At 51.2% G+C, this 17,313-nt stretch carries 18 protein-coding genes and 4 pseudogenes; 10 read left to right on the top strand and 12 right to left on the bottom strand.

The genetic code is table 11. The features are described 5' to 3' along the window. Positions 1 to 201 precede the first annotated feature (201 nt). The 3 genes from ACQGXV_RS12410 (at position 202) to ACQGXV_RS12400 (ending at position 2,069) form a co-directional block, all read left to right on the top strand. Positions 202 to 1,007, top strand: a protein-coding gene (locus tag ACQGXV_RS12410; protein ID WP_440867396.1) for an IS5 family transposase whose coding sequence is annotated in 2 segments (ribosomal slippage) — positions 202 to 552 and positions 555 to 1,007 — 804 coding nt in all. Because the reading frame shifts where the segments join, the coding sequence is not laid out codon by codon here. Between the two features lie 78 nt (positions 1,008 to 1,085). Beyond that, positions 1,086 to 1,673 (top strand): LysR family transcriptional regulator, encoded by a 588-nt coding sequence (locus ACQGXV_RS12405; RefSeq protein ID WP_440866553.1) that lies wholly within the window; start codon positions 1,086 to 1,088, stop codon positions 1,671 to 1,673. A 255-nt stretch (positions 1,674 to 1,928) separates the two neighbouring features. Next, positions 1,929 to 2,069, top strand: coding sequence for a hypothetical protein (locus ACQGXV_RS12400; RefSeq protein WP_440866552.1), 141 nt, complete (start codon positions 1,929 to 1,931; stop codon positions 2,067 to 2,069). Between the two features lie 27 nt (positions 2,070 to 2,096). Here the strand turns inward: ACQGXV_RS12400 and ACQGXV_RS12395 are convergent. From ACQGXV_RS12395 to ACQGXV_RS12375, 5 genes and pseudogenes are all read right to left on the bottom strand, one after another. Beyond that, positions 2,097 to 2,847 (bottom strand): annotated as a pseudogene (locus tag ACQGXV_RS12395) (IS256 family transposase); the annotation flags it as partial. 39 nt (positions 2,848 to 2,886) lie between these two features. Next, positions 2,887 to 3,861, bottom strand: coding sequence for an IS30 family transposase (locus tag ACQGXV_RS12390; RefSeq protein WP_440862690.1), 975 nt, complete (start codon positions 3,859 to 3,861; stop codon positions 2,887 to 2,889). A gap of 35 nt (positions 3,862 to 3,896) precedes the next feature. Next, a complete protein-coding gene (locus ACQGXV_RS12385) occupies positions 3,897 to 4,130 on the bottom strand; it encodes a hypothetical protein (protein WP_440867863.1) in 234 nt (77 codons plus the stop codon). A 102-nt stretch (positions 4,131 to 4,232) separates the two neighbouring features. Then, positions 4,233 to 5,444: an IS256 family transposase gene (locus ACQGXV_RS12380; RefSeq protein WP_440866551.1), complete on the bottom strand. Its 1,212-nt coding sequence runs from the start codon at positions 5,442 to 5,444 to the stop codon at positions 4,233 to 4,235. Positions 5,445 to 5,504: 60 nt separating this feature from the next. After that, a pseudogene (locus ACQGXV_RS12375) lies at positions 5,505 to 6,095 on the bottom strand (IS5 family transposase); the annotation flags it as partial. 84 nt (positions 6,096 to 6,179) lie between these two features. Here ACQGXV_RS12375 and ACQGXV_RS12370 point away from each other — a divergent pair. Together ACQGXV_RS12370 and ACQGXV_RS12365 are read left to right on the top strand one after the other, a co-directional pair. After that, positions 6,180 to 6,338 carry a hypothetical protein gene (locus tag ACQGXV_RS12370; protein ID WP_440866550.1) on the top strand — a complete coding sequence of 53 codons (159 nt, stop codon included), beginning with the start codon at positions 6,180 to 6,182 and terminating at the stop codon, positions 6,336 to 6,338. Positions 6,339 to 6,392: 54 nt separating this feature from the next. Then, the gene (locus ACQGXV_RS12365; RefSeq protein ID WP_440866549.1) at positions 6,393 to 7,397 is read left to right on the top strand and encodes an Rpn family recombination-promoting nuclease/putative transposase; all 1,005 of its coding nucleotides are present in this window, start codon (positions 6,393 to 6,395) and stop codon (positions 7,395 to 7,397) included. On the opposite strand, the gene ACQGXV_RS12360 is transcribed toward ACQGXV_RS12365, so the two are convergent. The 5 genes and pseudogenes from ACQGXV_RS12360 to ACQGXV_RS12340 form a co-directional block, all read right to left on the bottom strand. Further along, entirely contained in the window at positions 7,381 to 8,040 is a 660-nt protein-coding gene (locus ACQGXV_RS12360) for a tail fiber assembly protein (RefSeq protein ID WP_440866548.1), read from the bottom strand. The genes ACQGXV_RS12365 and ACQGXV_RS12360 overlap by 17 nt on opposite strands. Next, a complete protein-coding gene (locus ACQGXV_RS12355; protein WP_440866547.1) occupies positions 8,040 to 8,249 on the bottom strand; it encodes a hypothetical protein in 210 nt (69 codons plus the stop codon). Before ACQGXV_RS12355 ends, ACQGXV_RS12360 begins: the two co-directional genes overlap by 1 nt. Further along, positions 8,237 to 8,500, bottom strand: coding sequence for a phage tail protein (locus tag ACQGXV_RS12350; protein WP_440866546.1), 264 nt, complete (start codon positions 8,498 to 8,500; stop codon positions 8,237 to 8,239). The genes ACQGXV_RS12355 and ACQGXV_RS12350 overlap by 13 nt, the downstream gene beginning before the upstream one ends. A 65-nt stretch (positions 8,501 to 8,565) precedes the next feature. Next, positions 8,566 to 9,195: pseudogene (locus ACQGXV_RS12345) on the bottom strand (IS256 family transposase); the annotation flags it as partial. A gap of 201 nt (positions 9,196 to 9,396) precedes the next feature. Next, positions 9,397 to 9,975 (bottom strand): annotated as a pseudogene (locus ACQGXV_RS12340) (IS256 family transposase); the annotation flags it as partial. 269 nt (positions 9,976 to 10,244) lie between these two features. Between ACQGXV_RS12340 and ACQGXV_RS12335 the strand changes: the two are divergent. The 3 genes from ACQGXV_RS12335 (at position 10,245) to groL (ending at position 12,909) form a co-directional block, all read left to right on the top strand. Beyond that, positions 10,245 to 10,715 carry an FxsA family protein gene (locus tag ACQGXV_RS12335; RefSeq protein WP_440866545.1) on the top strand — a complete coding sequence of 157 codons (471 nt, stop codon included), beginning with the start codon at positions 10,245 to 10,247 and terminating at the stop codon, positions 10,713 to 10,715. A 209-nt stretch (positions 10,716 to 10,924) separates the two neighbouring features. Continuing rightward, a complete protein-coding gene (locus tag ACQGXV_RS12330) occupies positions 10,925 to 11,218 on the top strand; it encodes a co-chaperone GroES (RefSeq protein ID WP_440866544.1) in 294 nt (97 codons plus the stop codon). A gap of 35 nt (positions 11,219 to 11,253) precedes the next feature. Beyond that, positions 11,254 to 12,909 carry a chaperonin GroEL gene (groL, locus tag ACQGXV_RS12325; protein WP_440866543.1) on the top strand — a complete coding sequence of 552 codons (1,656 nt, stop codon included), beginning with the start codon at positions 11,254 to 11,256 and terminating at the stop codon, positions 12,907 to 12,909. Here groL and ACQGXV_RS12320 read toward each other — a convergent pair whose 3' ends face one another. Continuing rightward, positions 12,910 to 13,113 (bottom strand): hypothetical protein, encoded by a 204-nt coding sequence (locus tag ACQGXV_RS12320; RefSeq protein WP_440866542.1) that lies wholly within the window; start codon positions 13,111 to 13,113, stop codon positions 12,910 to 12,912. A gap of 177 nt (positions 13,114 to 13,290) precedes the next feature. Between ACQGXV_RS12320 and ubiC the strand changes: the two genes are divergently transcribed. Together ubiC and ubiA are read left to right on the top strand one after the other, a co-directional pair. Then, the gene (gene ubiC, locus ACQGXV_RS12315; protein ID WP_440866541.1) at positions 13,291 to 13,839 is read left to right on the top strand and encodes a chorismate lyase; all 549 of its coding nucleotides are present in this window, start codon (positions 13,291 to 13,293) and stop codon (positions 13,837 to 13,839) included. Positions 13,840 to 13,845: 6 nt separating this feature from the next. Next, positions 13,846 to 14,715 (top strand): 4-hydroxybenzoate octaprenyltransferase, encoded by an 870-nt coding sequence (ubiA, locus tag ACQGXV_RS12310; RefSeq protein WP_440866540.1) that lies wholly within the window; start codon positions 13,846 to 13,848, stop codon positions 14,713 to 14,715. A 68-nt stretch (positions 14,716 to 14,783) separates the two neighbouring features. Here the strand turns inward: ubiA and plsB are convergent, their stop codons facing one another. After that, positions 14,784 to 17,249, bottom strand: coding sequence for a glycerol-3-phosphate 1-O-acyltransferase PlsB (plsB, locus tag ACQGXV_RS12305; RefSeq protein WP_440866539.1), 2,466 nt, complete (start codon positions 17,247 to 17,249; stop codon positions 14,784 to 14,786). Between the last annotated feature and the right edge of the window lie 64 nt (positions 17,250 to 17,313).

Below are 17,313 nucleotides of genomic sequence, written 5' to 3'. Positions count from 1 at the left end.
AGTATGGGCTTTGTTGAATAATTTAACCGTTTGATTTACATCTCCTTTAGTTAGAATGCATTTACAGAGAATGTATTTTGTTAGAACGACAAATCAAATAGTTAGCACAATAAAAAGCATTCCGAGAGGAAAAACTAGTCGTTGAAATTTTATAATGCTTATATAAATCAGTATCTTAAATTATTCAACAAAGCCGGAAGTATGGCAATCAATAAGTGGCAGATCAGCGATGAACTCTGGGGGAAAATGGTTCCGTTGCTCCCGGAACACAAAACCCACCATCCGCTGGGTACGCATCGCAGGCGGGTTGATAATCGTGCCGCAATGAACGCCATTCTCTTTGTGCTCAGAACGGGTTGCCAGTGGAATGCCCTGAATGCCACCGGGATATGCTCGTCAAGCTCCGCTCACCGCCGCTTCCAGGAGTGGCGGGATGCAGGAGTTTTTGAACGGTTCTGGCAGAACGGGTTGCTGGCCTGCGAGCAGCTGGATGCTATCGACTGGTCATGGCTGTCGATGGATGGTTGTATGACGAAGTCACCGCTGGCAGGCTCAAAAAAACAGGACGGAATCCCACAGACCGGGGGAAACAGGGTGTAAAGCGTAGCCTGATGACCGATGCGAACGGGCTTCCCCTCTCTCTGGTTGTCTCAGGGGCAAATACCCACGACATAAAGCTGGTTGCTGATACTCTCGACGCCCTTCAGACGGGCAGACCCGGCAGAAAGCTCCGCCTCTGTCTGGACAAAGGCTATGAAGCCGGATGGCTGGAGGCCTGTCTGAAAAGTCGTCGTTACGAACCTCATATCCAGTCAAGGAAAGAGGAGTCGGAAGCCATCAAAAACACGGATTTTAAAGCTCACCGCTGGGTAGTGGAGAGAACGCACAGCTGGATGAATCGCTTTCGTCGGGTTCTGACTCGCTGGGAGAAGAAAGTCGAAAATTATGAGGCGATGCTGCATTTTACCTGCGGCATCATTGTCTGGAATAAAATCCTATTGGGATAGGCTCTTATTGGCGAATATCATTCCGGTAAAATGAAATAAACTATCAACATTTATTCCTGATATTCAGCAATAGGCGCTATGCGACATTACCCTGGAGATGACATCGGCGTATTTCTGGCCGTCTGTGACAGCGGCAACTTCACCGCAGCAGCAGACCTGCTTGGGCTCACCCCTTCAGCGGTCACCAAAGCCATTCAGCGATTGGAAAACCGCCTGAAAACGCCATTATTTACCCGCACCACCCGGCAGCAGACCATAACGGCAGAGGGTGTGATTTATCGGGATGCCTGCCGAGCAGCAAGACTCGAGGTTGATCGCGTCGAAATGCTGCTTGCCAGTATCACAGCAGAACCCGCAGGCCAGCTAGCGGTAAGCGTACCGCCGCTGCTCGGCGCACAGGTCATCACACCCGCTCTGTTGGCGCTGTGCCAGCAGTGGCCGCAATTGAGTATCAGTGTCTCGGCCTCTGTCGAAATGGCTGACCTGTTCGATGGGTCTGTCGATCTTGCCGTACGTGTAGGAGAATTGCCGGATGCGGCAAGGATTGTCGCAAAAAGATTGGGTACGCAACGCATCGTCCTGTGCGGTACGCCGGGTTACTTTGCTCACTCGCCACCGCTTCACGGCATCGACGATCTTCAGCGCCACACCGACTTTGTTGAATAATTTAAGATACTGATTTATATAAGCATTATAAAATTTCAACGACTAATTTTTCCTCTCGGAATGCTTTTTATTGTGCTAACTATTTGATTTGTCGTTCTAACAAAATACATTCTCTGTAAATGCATTCTAACTAAAGAAGATGTAAATCAAACGGTTAAATTATTCAACAAAGCCCGCCACACCCTGATTGGCACGCTGAAAGAGGGCTACGCCGCTCCCTGGCACTTTCAGTTGGCGGACAAAACACATCGGGTGATGACGCCCGATACCCGTTTATTACTGGATGGCGCACTACTGACCGTCAACGCTATCAAGGCTGGATACGGTCTCGGCAGGGTGCCCTACTGGTTAGTCAAGGAGGAACTCGAGCGCGGTTTGCTGGTTAGGAGTCTGTAAAGAATTTCGTGTAAATGGCTCCATCGCTTAACCGGAAATCCGATCTCCATACATCAACATGAATTGGCTCATAGCCGGTTTCCAGTCTCTGATTGGTAGGGTCCATTTAGCCGAGATATTATGCAAGGCTAGATAGAATAATTTTAGCACCGAGTCATCCGTTGGAAATATTCGTCGCGTTTTCGTTATCTTGCGCAATGAAGCATTTAACGACTCTATCGCGTTGGTGGTGTAGATAACCTTGCGGATCTCCGGCGGAAAATCAAAAATGACGATGAGACGTTCCCAATTATTTCTCCACGATGGGCTGATCGTCGGGAACTGCTCATCCCATTTGGCCGCGAAGGCATCCATGGCCTCTTCAGCGCCCTCTAGCGTTGCGGAACTATAGATAGTGCGGAGGTCAGCAGCAACGGCTTTACGCTCTTTCCAGCCGACGTAGCGCAGCGAGTTCCGCACCTGATGCACGATGCAGAGCTGTACCCGCGTATGCGGGTAAACAGCTTCAATGGCATCAGGAAAGCCCTTCAGGCCATCGCAGCAGGCGATGAAGATGTCCTGTAGCCCACGATTTTTCAGTTCTGTCATTATAGCCAACCGACTTAAAAATGATTACATCCTATGCCCTGATATGCGGCAAAGAAGCATAGCTGGCTGTTATCAAAATAATGTCGCTTGGCTATACAGATAACCAGAACTTGGCCCCCTCGGTTTTGGCTATCCATAGCCCCAGCAGCTCTTTTTCGCCCTGGCCGTTGATGCCTAGAGCCAAGTAAACGCACCATTCCCAGTCGAAACGCAACAAAACGGTAGGGCATTATGCCGCCTGTAAGTGCGTTAAAAATACCTCATTTGGAGAACGATAACCCAGCGATTTTCTGCCTCGCGTATTGAGCAGGTGTTCGAGTGCTGCAACCTTGCGATGGGTGACATAATTGAAGTCCGTTCCCTTCGGGTAAAAACGCCGTATCAGCCCGTTGGTATGCTCATTCAACCCGCGTTCCCAGGAATGATATGGCCGGGCAAAGTAGACCGGTGCCCCCGTGACTTTTGTAATTTCCCCGTGCTGGGAAAATTCAGAACCGTTGTCAGCAGTCAGGGTTTTAAACTCGCAGAAGGTATTGGCAACGATGTCCCTGAAGGCCGCTACCACTGTCTCTGCTCGCTTGTTGGGCAGTTTGCGAATGATGACCAGCTTGACGGCTTTATCGACCACCGTCAGCAGGAATGATTTCTGATCTTTGCCAAAGATGGTGTCAATCTCGAAATGCCCGGGTTCCTGCTTGAGGTCAGCAACGGCCGGCCGCTGCTCAATGCCAACACGGTTGGGAATAGGACCGCGTTTGTTCTCATCGGTCTGATAGTTATACCGTTTACCCCGATGAGGGAGCTGCTGATACAGCTCACCGCCGGCCCGGCGCTCCTGCTGGATATAGCGATAGAGCGAGTTCTTGCTGACGGACAGGCCAAATTCCAGGACCAGGCGCCCACTGATGACCTCAGGTGAGGTGTGGGTAGACAGCGCCGTTCTGATAAAGTCCTGAATGTGCGGTTCAAGCTGGTTAATCACGCTGTCCGGCCGTGTTTTCTGCCGCCGCCCTCTGGCCAACGTTTCGGCCCTTCTGCAGGAATAGACCCCGTTGAAAGCGGCGTCGGTATTGCGTCTGAGTTCCCTGCTGATGGTAGAACGAGGAAGCTCCAGTTCCCGGGCGATGGTGGCCTGGTTAACCCCATCACCACGCCGCTTTTCGATGTAGAACCGTTCTTTGTGAGTCAGATGTTTTCCCTGCATGCAACGGGATCTCCAGTAGGGCCAGAACGGTGATTTTATCCGACTCTGGCCAGTGGGTCACTTTGTTGCGTTTCGAGTGGGAATGGGGCAACAGACTTGTTGGTCACGGCTCCGCCGTCCTGGCTTTTGACCACAATACAGTCAAGGTAAACAATAAGCGTGTTGCTTAATAGTGAAATAAGGGTGTTTCGGTGATTGAAGTAAATTTTACGCTGTTCTGAGATGGAAATTCCAAAGACCGGCGCTAAGGAGTAAGAAGGTATCATCAATAAAGGGTCTACGATTCCGTAAAATTTGGGTCATGCAACCGAGGCGCTTGATACCCGCGATGGCGGAGTCTGTAAAGAATTTTGTGTAAATGGCTCCATTGCTTAACCGGAGATTCGTTCTCCATACATCAACATGAATTGGCTCATAGCAGGTTTCCAGTCTCTGATTGGCAAGGTCCATTTAGCAGAGATATTATGCAAGGCTAGATAGAGTAATTTTATCACCGAGTCATCCGTTGGAAATATTCGTCGCGTTTTCGTTATCTTGCGCAATGAAGCATTTAACGACTCTATTGCGTTGGTGGTGTAGATAACCTTGCGGATCTCCGGCGGAAAGTCAAAAATGACGATGAGACGTTCCCAATTATTTCTCCACGACGGGCTGATCGTCGGGAACTGCTCATCCCATTTGGCCGCGAAGGCATCCAGGGCCTCTTCAGCGCCCTCTAGCGTTGCGGAACTATAGATGGTGCGCAGGTCAGCAGCAACGGCCTTACGCTCTTTCCAGCCGACGTAGCGCAGCGAGTTCCGCACCTGATGCACAATGCAGAGCTGTACCCGCGTATGCGGGTAAACAGCTTCAATGGCATCAGGAAAGCCTTTCAGGCCATCGCAGCAGGCGACGAAGATGTCCTTTAGCCCACGATTTTTCAGTTCTGTCATCACAGATAACCAGAACTTGGCCCCCTCAGTTTTGGCTATCCATAGCCCCAGCAGCTCTTTTTCGCCCTGGCCGTTGACGCCGAGGGCCAGATAAACAGACTTGTTGGCCACGGCTCCGCCGTCCTGGCTTTTGACAACAATACAGTCAAGGTAAACAATGGGATAAAGCGCATCCAGCGGCCGTTGCTGCCAGCGCTTAACGTCATCCATCACAGCATTGGTCACTTGAGAAATGAAGCCAGCGGAAACATCGACCCCGTAGACTTCTTTAAAGTGTGCCTGAATATCACGGGTTGATAACCCTCTGGAATAGAGAGAAATAATGCGGTCATCGAAGCCGTTAAGCTGTTTTTCGTTCTTACCGATCAGTGTCGGCTCGAAGGTACTGTTGCGGTCGCGCGGAATATCGAGCTCGATCTCCCCATTTTGGCTACGTACGCTCTTGGATGTCTTGCCATTGCGTGAGTTGCCTGAATGATTACCAGCCGGGTCATGCTTAGCATACCCAAGGTGCATCTCCATCTCAGCTTCAAGAACCCGTTCCGCCAGTCTTTTAGTCAGCACCTTGAGTAGGCCTGATTCACCCAGCAGATCCTGAGGGGAGTGACAATCTTGAAGCAGTTGGTCAATAAGTTCGTTGCTGATAGGCATTTTGTTATCCTTTGAAGGTTTTCCTCAAAATGCCATTTACACAGATTATTTTACAGTCTCATAACGGGCGTCATAAGCACCGTCTGCTGACACTTCCCTGATTTTTCGGTGGGTTTGGTTAATCAGGCCCGGCAGTGCCTGCGCATCTGTCGTTCCGCTGAGCGATAAGTCGGCACAGATAATCTCATGCGTCGCACTGTCTGCTGCCAGATGAAGCTTGCGCCACACTCTTCGTCTGTCAGCCCCATGCTGCCTGACTTTCCATTCACCTTCGCCAAAGACCTTCAGACCGGTACTGTCGATGACCAGATGCGAGATTTCACCACGCGTTGGCGTTTTTATGCTGATACTGACGGTTTTTGCCCGCCGACTGACCAGAGAGTAGTCCGGGCAGCGCAGTGGCAGGCTCATCAGTGTAAAAACCGAGTCGACAAAGCCCTGTAATGCCCGGAGCGACAGGTTAAACACGCGCTTTATCATCAAAACCGTGGTAACAGCCATATCGGTGTAGTAAAGCGGCCGACCACGACCTTCAGGCGAAGAACTGTCAGTCCATGCAGCGATGGCCGACTCATCAAGCCAGACCGTCAGGGAGCCGCGGGCTTTGTTGAATAATTTAACCGTTTGATTTACATCTTCTTTAGTTAGAATGCATTTACAGAGAATGTATTTTGTTAGAACGACAAATCAAATAGTTAGCACAATAAAAAGCATTCCGAGAGGAAAAATTAGTCGTTGAAATTTTATAATGCTTATATAAATCAGTATCTTAAATTATTCAACAAAGCCGGAGCCGCGTTGTCTGAGTGCTTTGTTGTAGGTGGGCCAGTTGGTGATTTTAAACTTTTGCTTTGCCATGGGGAGCTGCTATCGGGAGCGATGATAGTGCTTTGATCCGGCGATCCCCTGAAAGTTCGATTTATTCAACAAAGCCCGTATACTGCGCCAATGACAACATCCTCACTCTCACAACACGATTCGCTGTTCAAAAAGTTTCTCGGCGATATCGCTGTGGCACGAGACTTTTTGGAAATCCATCTGCCGCCCCACCTGCGTGAACGCTGCGACTTCAGTACGTTGGCAATGGAGTCGGGCAGCTTTATCGAAGACGACCTGCGCACCCAGTGTTCGGATATGCTCTATTCCGTGCAGACGAATGCGGGGAAAGGCTACATTTATACACTCATCGAGCACCAGAGCAGGCCAGAAAAGCTCATGGCATTCAGGCTGCTACGGTACAGTGTGGCAGCCATGCAGCGGCACCTTGAGCAAGGTAACGAGACCTTACCCGTGGTCATCCCGCTCCTGTTCTACCACGGCACCACGTCGCCCTACCCCTACAGCACCCAATGGCTCGATTGCTTTGCTGACCCTGAACTGGCAGAATCAGTCTATACGCAGGCATTCCCGCTCGTTGATATCACCGCTATGCCGGATGACGAAATCCTGACCCATCGGCGCGTGGCGTTGCTGGAACTGGTGCAGAAGCACATTCGTACCCGTGATATGCTGGAACTGGTTAACGAACTGGCCGGATTGCTCGAGCAGTGGGCCGTACCAAAAGAGCAGTTCCGGGGCTTGATGTATTATATTCTCGAACGTGGCAATACCTCGAACGCCGAACAATTCTTGCAGGGGATCGCCACCAAAACCACGGATTACCGGGAGGACGTGATGACTATCGCAGAACAGCTTGAAGCTAAAGGCGAACAGCGCGGCATCGAAAAGGGAATTCTTCTCGGTCGCCAGGAAGGTCGCCAGGAAGGTCGCCAAGAAGGTCGCCAAGAAGGTCGCCAAGAAGGTCGCCAAGAAGGTCGCCAAGAAGGCGAGCATAGCGCCTCGCTCAAAATTGCAAGGCAACTTCTTGCTGATGGTGTAGGAAAATCAGCCATCAAGCGCTATACCGGCCTGTCCGATGATGAACTGGCTTCCCTGTTCAACCACGGGCATTAATCCCCGCCTTTTCCGCGTCCGGCGGCTCAGGCCAGTTTATATCCGCCGCTTTGCTTATATCCAGCCGATTAAGCAGCACGCGGTATTTCTTCCACGCAACAAGTTGCGCCCTTTCTGTCTCCGTGGCCATATCGAGGTCTACCGCATCCTGAAGTGGCTGAATACGCGTATTCGCCACGGTAAGACGTGAGGTTAACGCCTGTTGTGCCTCCTGCTGCGCAGCTCGTGATTCAGCCGCTTGCTGGGCTTGCGTGTCTGTCACCCATTTTTTCCCGTTCCGCACATCAAATTCGGTTTGTGGTTTCAGTAACGTGAGGTTATCCGGCAGTTCGCCGAATTGGGAAACAATCTGTTCCTGACGTGTTTCGGTACTGTAAACTGTCTGGCCGCGATTATCCTCCACGTGCTCCCATGACTTGCCATCTGCCGCGCGACATAGCGCTTGCCCAACAGGCGGTAACTCTGGCTTATCGGGGTAACTGTGGGCTGGAAGGCCTACATCGAACATGAGGTATTCCATGCTGGCGCTTTGGTATTCGCGCGTGACCGGGTGCGCTTGATAAACAGTGATCCAACCCGCCTTTTTGCTGATGCCGTTTGCGCCTAATTCTGCGGTTTCAATATCAGTTGAATAGATGCTCATTATGCGGCTCTCACGATGTAGTTAAAGGCAATGTTGCGTGGGCGGGTTTCGTTCGCGGTTCGCGTTTGGCGTGATGAATCAAAAACAGCACGGGCACCCGTATTAGTGCGCGTTGATGTTGCGTCGAAATTAACCAGCGCGGTGCGGTCGATGTATAAGGCCCCTGCAGGGGGATAATTGACAAATTTATCAGCGGTCATATCGTCCATTTTGCTGTTATCGGTTGCATCGCATCTCCCTGTGCACTGAGTAAGGCACGTCCGGCATCAACCCCGCGTCCATCATCAGCACCACGAATAAACTCACCGCGCAGGTCAGGTAAATGACCGGATGGGTAGAGCTCCGCGAGAATCGGATAGGCTGTTTTATCAAACGCCTGTCCGTTGCATTTCAGCCAACCAGATGGCGCAACGTCACCGGGATACGGCAGTGGAATGCCTGCAATCTCACGGATGGACAATGCGCCTATTGAGTCTGGTGTTAATGCAGAGTCTGTAAAGAATTTTGTGTAAATGGCTCCATTGCTTAACCGGAGATTCGTTCTCCATACATCAACATGAATTGGCTCATAGCAGGTTTCCAGTCTCTGATTGGCAAGGTCCATTTAGCAGAGATATTATGCAAGGCTAGATAGAGTAATTTTATCACCGAGTCATCCGTTGGAAATATTCGTCGCGTTTTCGTTATCTTGCGCAATGAAGCATTTAACGACTCTATCGCGTTGGTGGTGTAGATAACCTTGCGGATCTCCGGCGGAAAGTCAAAAATGACGATGAGACGTTCCCAATTATTTCTCCACGACGGGCTGATCGTCGGGAACTGCTCATCCCATTTGGCCGCGAAGGCATCCAGGGCCTCTTCAGCGCCCTCTAGCGTTGCGGAACTATAGATGGTGCGCAGGTCAGCAGCAACGGCCTTACGCTCTTTCCAGCCGACGTAGCGCAGCGAGTTCCGCACCTGATGCACAATGCAGAGCTGTACCCGCGTATGCGGGTAAACAGCTTCAATGGCATCAGGAAAGCCTTTCAGGCCATCGCAGCAGGCGACGAATATGTCCTTTAGCCCACGATTTTTCAGTTCTGTCATCACAGATAACCAGAACTTGGCCCCCTCAGTTTTGGCTATCCATAGCCCCAGCAGCTCTTTTTCGCCCTGGCCGGGCTTTGTTGAATAATTTAAGATACTGATTTATATAAGCATTATAAAATTTCAACGACTAATTTTTCCTCTCGGAATGCTTTTTATTGTGCTAACTATTTGATTTGTCGTTCTAACAAAATACATTCTCTGTAAATGCATTCTAACTAAAGAAGATGTAAATCAAACGGTTAAATTATTCAACAAAGCCCCCTGGCCGTTGACGCCGAGGGCCAGATAAACAGACTTGTTGGCCACGGCTCCGCCGTCCTGGCTTTTGACAACAATACAGTCAAGGTAAACAATGGGATAAAGCGCATCCAGCGGCCGTTGCTGCCAGCGCTTAACTTCATCCATCACAGCATTGGTCACTTGAGAAATGAAGCCAGCGGAAACATCGACCCCGTAGACTTCTTTAAAGTGTGCCTGAATATCACGGGTTGATAACCCTCTGGAATAGAGAGAAATAATGCGGTCATCGAAGCCGTTAAGCTGTTTTTCGTTCTTACCGATCAGTGTCGGTTCGAAGGTACTGTTGCGGTCGCGCGGAATATCGAGCTCGATCTCCCCATTTTGGCTACGTACGCTCTTGGATGTCTTGCCATTGCGGGAGTTGCCTGAATGATTACCTGCCGGGTCATGCTTAGCATACCCAAGGTGCATCTCCATCTCAGCTTCAAGAACCCGTTCCGCCAGTCTTTTAGTCAGCACCTTGAGTAGGCCTGATTCACCCAGCAGATCCTGAGGGGAGTGACAATCTTGAAGCAGTTGGTCAATAAGTTCGTTGCTGATAGGCATTTTGTTATCCTTTGAAGGTTTTCCTCAAAATGCCATTTACACAGATTATTTTACAGTCTCTTATTGCGCAATGAAATTTATGTCTACAGGTTGAAAATGCTCGCTTGCGCTACCACTTCATTAAATTATAAGGGTTGATGTTGGATCTCCGGTGATATGTCTTCATGATGGCCGGATACACAATAGATGACGGCAGCCTGTCAATCAGGCGGGCATCGTTCGTACTAGTTTCTTTTATAACAATCAGTTAAATAAATCAGGAGAATCCAGTGCGCTGGTTACCGCTATTCCTACTCTTTCTTTTTGCCTACATTGAAATTTCGCTGTTCATCCGCGTTGCGGAAGTGCTGGGCGTCGCGGTCACGTTGCTGCTGGTGGTGTTTACCTCCTGTATTGGCGTTTCTCTGGTGCGCAATCAGGGCGTGAAAACGTTTATTCAAATGCAGCAGAAAATTGCGGCAGGAGAGAGCCCTGCGGCGGAGATGGTCAAAAGCGTATCGCTGGTATTGGCGGGTTTTTTGCTGCTGCTGCCCGGTTTTTTCACCGACTTCCTCGGATTGCTGCTGCTGTTGCCTCCGGTGCAAAAGCGCTTGACGGTCAAACTGATGCCTCATCTGCACATTTGGCGCGGCGCTGGCACGACCTCGTCCGGCAGTAACGGTAATACCTTTGACGGTGAGTTCTACCGCAAAGATGACGAGCGCAATAACCTCGAACATAAAGATGATCAAGACAAATGATGTTGGTTGAGAAAAAGATTTTAACTATATGTCTTTTTTATCTTTTTTTAATTTCACCTCATCAGATTTTCATCGCTATCGCAAAAAAAACTTTTTTCTCCCTTGAAGGGAACCGAATCGTCCCCACTTAGAAATGCACAAGGCGTGTATGAGAATTTACCCGGCGTTAATCCCAAACTGATATGGACTTTATCAAAGGAGAGCTATCAATGAAAATTCGTCCATTGCATGACCGCTTGATCGTCAAGCGTAAAGAAGTCGAGTCCAAATCTGCTGGCGGTATTGTTCTGACCGGTTCTGCTGCGGCTAAATCTACCCGTGGTGAAGTACTGGCAGTGGGACATGGTCGCATTCTGGAAAACGGCGACGTAAAACCGCTGGATGTGAAAGTTGGCGATATCGTCATTTTCAATGATGGCTATGGCGTAAAAGCCGAGAAGATCGACAACGAAGAAGTCCTGATCATGTCTGAAAGCGACATCCTGGCGATTGTTGAAGCGTAATCATCTGAATCGAACGAATTTAAGGGAAATAAACCATGGCAGCTAAAGACGTAAAATTCGGCAATGACGCGCGCGTAAAAATGCTGCGCGGCGTGAACGTTCTTGCTAACGCAGTAAAAGTGACCTTAGGCCCGAAAGGCCGCAACGTCGTTCTGGATAAATCTTTTGGTTCTCCGGTCATTACCAAAGACGGTGTGTCCGTAGCGCGTGAAATCGAGCTGGAAGACAAGTTCGAAAACATGGGCGCGCAGATGGTGAAAGAAGTGGCCTCCAAAGCGAACGACGCGGCGGGCGACGGCACCACCACGGCAACCGTACTGGCACAGTCTATCGTTAATGAAGGTCTGAAGGCCGTTGCCGCAGGCATGAACCCGATGGATCTGAAACGCGGTATCGATAAAGCGGTTATCGCTGCGGTTGAAGAACTGAAAAAACTGTCCGTACCTTGTGCTGATACCAAAGCCATTGCTCAGGTCGGTACCATCTCTGCCAACTCTGATGACACAGTGGGTAAACTGATCGCTGAAGCCATGGAAAAAGTGGGCAAAGAAGGCGTTATCACTGTAGAAGAAGGCTCCGGCTTACAAGATGAACTGGCCGTTGTGGAAGGGATGCAGTTCGATCGCGGTTATCTCTCCCCGTATTTCATCAACAAACCAGAAACCGGTTCCGTTGAGCTGGAAAGCCCGTTCATCCTGCTGGCTGACAAAAAGATCTCCAACATCCGTGAAATGCTGCCAGTGCTGGAAGCTGTTGCCAAAGCAGGCAAACCGCTGCTGATCATTGCAGAAGATGTTGAAGGTGAAGCGTTGGCGACGCTGGTGGTGAACACCATGCGCGGTATCGTTAAAGTTGCCGCGGTGAAAGCACCGGGCTTCGGCGATCGTCGTAAAGCCATGCTGCAAGATATCGCAACCCTGACTGCCGGTACTGTTATCTCTGAAGAGATCGGTCTGGAACTGGAAAAAGCCAAGTTGGAAGACCTGGGTCAGGCAAAACGCGTTGTGATCAACAAAGACACCACCATCATCATCGACGGTGTGGGTGATGAAGTGGTGATTCAAGGTCGTGTTGGTCAGATTCGTCAGCAGATCGAAGACGCGACTTCTGATTACGATCGCGAAAAACTGCAAGAACGCGTTGCCAAACTGGCAGGCGGCGTTGCCGTTATCAAGGTTGGCGCAGCCACTGAAGTGGAAATGAAAGAGAAGAAAGCACGCGTTGAAGATGCGCTGCACGCGACCCGTGCTGCCGTTGAAGAAGGCGTGGTTGCCGGTGGTGGTGTGGCGCTGATTCGCGTCGCTAATGCCATTCGCCATCTGCAAGCTGAAAACGAAGATCAGAACGTCGGTATTCGTGTTGCGCTGCGCGCAATGGAAGCACCGCTGCGTCAAATCGTGGAAAATGCCGGTGAAGAACCTTCCGTTGTGGCTAACAACGTGAAAGCAGGCGAAGGTAACTACGGTTACAACGCCGCAACAGAAGTTTACGGCAACATGATCGACATGGGTATTTTGGATCCGACCAAAGTAACTCGTTCTGCACTGCAATATGCTGCATCCATTGCTGGCCTGATGATCACCACCGAATGTATGGTGACCGAGTTGCCGAAAGAAGATAAAGGCGACTTAGGTGCTGCTAGCGGTATGGGCGGCATGGGCGGTATGGGTGGTATGGGCGGCATGATGTAATCAACGCCGGGCACAGGCGCGTTGCGCTGAGGCCCGGATAGATAGCATCAACACGCTATTACGCTCAACATGAACACTATCTGGTATATCGCCAGATAGTGTTTTTTTATGTCCCTGTTTTCGTTTTTTTCTGAGCAAATGGCGATCAAATCTTGCCTGTGCGCTATCAAAGATTAAAAAAATGTTATCATATTGCGCACTCAACGGTGGCGGGGTGTGCCGAGGCGTGATGGTTGTGCGCTACAATAGGTGCCGCAGTATGCATTTCACCAAACCCGGCGAGCAAGACTAACGCTACCGGCGTGAATGATGAGAGTGCAACATATCGCAACGGTATCGAGGCCATCGTCATGCATCAACAGCCACCATTGGAGTAGGGATATGTCCGATGCAGCGCTAACACTGCTGCGCACCATTGAATGGTTGCACGCGACCGATTGGTTAAAAGAAACTCCGATGGCGTTGCCATCCCCCGTCGATACCTGGCTAAAAGAGACCGGTTCAATGACGCAGCGGCTGGAACGACATTGCACGCAGTTGACGGTGGTGCCGTACTATAATGGTTACATTGCGACTGAGATGCTGGGTGATGAACAGCGTGAGTTACCCGACAGCGCGCGTTATTGGTTGCGAGAGGTGATAATCTACGGTGATGGACAGCCCTGGGTGGCCGCCAGAACCTTGATTCCACCCTCGGCCATGGACACCTCGGTGTCGGCGTTGACAACGCTTGGTGATACACCGCTTGGGCGCTATCTGTTCAAACAGGATTCCCTGCAACGCGATTACATTCACATTGGACGCTGTGAAAACCTGTGGGCTCGGCGATCCCGCCTGCGTTTGTTTAATCAGCCAATACTGCTGACAGAATTGTTTTTGCCCTCGTCGCCTGCGTATCATTTTCAAGGCGTTGACCAGGGTAACCGTTAAGGAGAAATGACGTTGGAACGAAGTATGACAGCGGGAAAATGGGGCGCTTATTGTCGGTTAATGCGAATTGATAAGCCGATTGGTTCCCTGCTGTTGCTCTGGCCAACCCTCTGGGCATTATGGTTGGCGGGTGGCGACGTACCGAGACCGTGGACGCTGTTGGTCTTCGTCGCGGGGGTATTTCTGATGCGTGCGGCAGGTTGTGTGATCAATGATTACGCTGACCGCCATTTTGATGGGCATGTAAAACGTACCGCGTCTCGTCCCTTACCCAGCGGCCTGGTGAGCGAGCAATCGGCAAAAGTACTGTTTGTTGTTCTGGTGCTGATGGCGTTTGCGCTGGTGCTGACATTGAATCGGATGACCATTTGGCTCTCCGTGGCGGCGTTGGCATTGGCATGGATATACCCTTTCATGAAACGCGTCAGCCACCTGCCGCAGTTTGTGTTGGGTGCGGCATTTGGCTGGTCGATCCCCATGGCCTATGCCGCCGTGAGCGAATCCCTGCCGGCCAGCGCTTGGATTATGTTTTTAGCCTACATCTGCTGGACTGTCGCCTATGACACGCAATATGCCATGGTCGATCGCGATGATGACCTCAAAATTGGCATTAAATCCACCGCGATTCTGTTCGGGCGCTTTGATACCTTGATCATCGGCTTGTTGCAGGCGAGCATGCTGGCGTTGATGGTGGTGCTAGGCATGCAGATGAAACTGGGGGCGGTATTTTACCTCAGCGTGCTGATGGCGGCGGGGCTGTTCGGCTATCAGCAATGGCTGACCGCCGGGTGTGAGCGTGATGCCTGTTTCCGTGCGTTCCACAACAATAACTTTGTGGGGATGGTGTTGTTTGCGGGGATTGTGCTGGGGCTGTGATGGTACCCGGCATCACACATGGCGTGTGATGCCGGAGTAAAGCGGCAATAAACCGCGCAGTAGCGTAACTAAGCTTGCGTTACTTCCTGCTTCTCGTCTTCCGATTCAGCGCTGGCCGGTGTGCTGGCACTTTCAATTGTCAACCTGACTTCCGGTGTGATCAAATCGCTAAGGGTGCGGTAGAGTTCCAAGGTATTGCGCGTATCCACGCTGCTGCTGTCGCTGATGTAACCCTCTTGACGCAGCGTGGCAACCAGCGTTGAGAACACCGCCTTATCAAAGAACTCAGGCGCGTTAATGCCATGCAGCACGGACAGACGCTGCGCCATATTGCGGCTCTCTTTTTCCAACGTACCGCGGTTCATTTCCGGGTTAGAACCGAGCAATGACAGCGTAATCGCGTAGCGTTGCAGGGTTTCCCGCACGCCGGCAGCCAGCAGTTGGAGTGTGCGAATACGCAGCGGGTTCAGCACCAGCGTATCTTGCTTGATGACAATCAGTTCCTGACGCACCAGCTCAGCGGTCAACGTTTCAATGACGGCAGGCAGCGCTTCTTTGCTGTAATGCAAGAACAGTTCGGCTTGAATTAATGGGTAAATCAACGACATCTGTCGTGTTAATTCACCCGGCGTGATCCTTCCGCGGTGCATGACAATGCTGGCAATCATCGATGGCAGCACCAGCAAGTGCTGGATGTTATTGCGATAATAAGTCATCAACACGGCCTGTTCACGCGGCAGAATGATGATCTCGCCAATATTGTCTTGCTCGACTTCGAATTTATTCATCGCCAGCGCGTGTTCCAGCAGTTCCGGCGCGGTCTTTTTCGGTGCGGTGACATCTTTGCTGTAAGGCACATTGCGCAGCAGTTGCAAATAGCAGTCCAGTTGCTCATGCATTTGCTCACGGGTCAGCGCACGCTGACGTGACGCCAGCAGTGCCGTGGAACACAGGTTCATGGCGTTCGCGGCGGCAGCATTGTTAATGCGCACCATGATGATATCGGCAATATCCTGCACGGTAGGCGTGAGCCAGGTAGGGCGCTGTGCTTCAATCGGATCGATAGCTTCGCGCCATTGCGGCACGTGGTGGTTGAGGTAAGGCGTCAAAGACAGCGGTTCGCCAAAATTCACATAGCCTTGCCCCAGGTTGCGCAGCTTGCGTAACCCTCGCACCATCTTCATGAAGCCCTCTTTCTCTTTGGTGGCACCGCGCAGTTCTTTCGCATAGGTGCCCACTTCCATCACATGCTCATAACCCACATAGATCGGCACCAGCGTGATAGGGCGGGTACCGCCGCGCAGCATTGCCTGAAGGGTCATGGCCAGCGTGCCGGTCTTGGGCTCCAGCAATCGACCCGTACGCGAACGTCCCCCTTCCATAAAGTACTCAACGGAGTAGCCGCGTGAGAACAGTTCGCCGAGATATTCGCGGAAAATGGTGGAGTAGAGTTTGTTGCCTTTGAAGGTCCGGCGAATAAAGAAAGCCCCCAGGCGGCGGAAAATAGGACCTACGGGCCAGAAATTCAGGTTGATACCGGCCGCGATATGGGGAGGAACCAGACCTTGATGATACAGCACATAAGAGAGCAGCAGGTAGTCCATGTGGCTACGGTGACAAGGCACGTAAACCAGTTCATGGCCATCCTGTGCCAACTGGCGCACGCGCTCGGCATTATGCACATTGATGCCTTGATACAGGCGGTTCCAGGTCCAGCTCAGAATGCGATCGGAAAGTCGCACGGCTTCATAAGAGAAGTTCGCGGCGATCTCTTCCATCAGGGCGATGGCATTTTGCTGCGCTTTCTCATGGGAGATTTTCTTGCTGCGTGCCTCATCTTCAACGGCTTTCTTGATGGCCTTAGAATCCAGCAGCTTGTGGAATAACTCTTGACGTACTGGCAAGCGTGGGCCAACGGCGGCCAGACGCTGACGGGCAAAGTGCATGCGGGCGACACGCGCCAGTTTGTGCGCTATGGTTTTGTCAGTGCCGTGTTCGGTGGCCATGTGCCGCAGCGACACGATGCTGGAGAAGCGCACAAAGCTGTCGCGTCCCAGCCAGAGCACCGCAAAAAACTTCTCAATGCCATTCAACAGACGCAGGTGCGGCGTTGCGCCGTGCTGTCCTTCGCGGCCCGGAGAGCGGCCAAACATGACAGAAACGGGCACCATCTGTACATCGAGATAGGGATTGTTACGGTGCAGATCCAGATAATCATGGAACAGTTTGACGGATTCCTGCTTGGGCGTGTAATAGCGGAACACGCGCGGGCCATCGTTAATAAACACGTGGCTGGGCAGTGATACACCGTCAATTTCAGTCGGTTCCAGCGGATCGGGCAGTTCTAACGCTTTGCATTTTGCGCGCAGCGTCAGTAAATCCGCCTGTGAGTTATAGGGCAGCACATAAAGGATGGGGCGAGACGGATCTAGCCCTAACTCCGCCACGGGATCGTTAGGAATTATCTTGCTTTTCACTAACAATTTAAGTCGGAAATTCAGTAATTTATAGTAAATTTTACGCCAGCCGGACATAACAACCAGAAGCCTCATGAGTAGCAATGCGCCGCAAGGATACCAGAAAGTACACGGGAGATCT

This window comes from Symbiopectobacterium purcellii (assembly GCF_052050035.1).
GTDB lineage: Bacteria > Pseudomonadota > Gammaproteobacteria > Enterobacterales > Enterobacteriaceae > Symbiopectobacterium > Symbiopectobacterium purcellii_A.
Note: the sequence above shows the minus strand (reverse complement) of the source record. Positions and strands in the feature narration are given on the sequence as shown.

What these genes read in the sequence shown, in the direction of transcription:
- ACQGXV_RS12405 (WP_440866553.1), top strand. Translation starts at nt 1,086, where the DNA reads ATGCGACATTACCCTGGAGATGACATCGGCGTATTTCTGGCCGTCTGT.
- ACQGXV_RS12380 (WP_440866551.1), bottom strand. Translation starts at nt 5,444, where the DNA reads ATGCCTATCAGCAACGAACTTATTGACCAACTGCTTCAAGATTGTCAC.
- ACQGXV_RS12330 (WP_440866544.1), top strand. Translation starts at nt 10,925, where the DNA reads ATGAAAATTCGTCCATTGCATGACCGCTTGATCGTCAAGCGTAAAGAA.
- ACQGXV_RS12355 (WP_440866547.1), bottom strand. Translation starts at nt 8,249, where the DNA reads ATGGACGATATGACCGCTGATAAATTTGTCAATTATCCCCCTGCAGGG.
- plsB (WP_440866539.1), bottom strand. Translation starts at nt 17,249, where the DNA reads ATGTCCGGCTGGCGTAAAATTTACTATAAATTACTGAATTTCCGACTT.
- groL (WP_440866543.1), top strand. Translation starts at nt 11,254, where the DNA reads ATGGCAGCTAAAGACGTAAAATTCGGCAATGACGCGCGCGTAAAAATG.
- ubiC (WP_440866541.1), top strand. Translation starts at nt 13,291, where the DNA reads ATGTCCGATGCAGCGCTAACACTGCTGCGCACCATTGAATGGTTGCAC.
- ubiA (WP_440866540.1), top strand. Translation starts at nt 13,846, where the DNA reads ATGACGTTGGAACGAAGTATGACAGCGGGAAAATGGGGCGCTTATTGT.
- ACQGXV_RS12390 (WP_440862690.1), bottom strand. Translation starts at nt 3,861, where the DNA reads ATGCAGGGAAAACATCTGACTCACAAAGAACGGTTCTACATCGAAAAG.
- ACQGXV_RS12360 (WP_440866548.1), bottom strand. Translation starts at nt 8,040, where the DNA reads ATGAGCATCTATTCAACTGATATTGAAACCGCAGAATTAGGCGCAAAC.
- ACQGXV_RS12400 (WP_440866552.1), top strand. Translation starts at nt 1,929, where the DNA reads ATGACGCCCGATACCCGTTTATTACTGGATGGCGCACTACTGACCGTC.
- ACQGXV_RS12365 (WP_440866549.1), top strand. Translation starts at nt 6,393, where the DNA reads ATGACAACATCCTCACTCTCACAACACGATTCGCTGTTCAAAAAGTTT.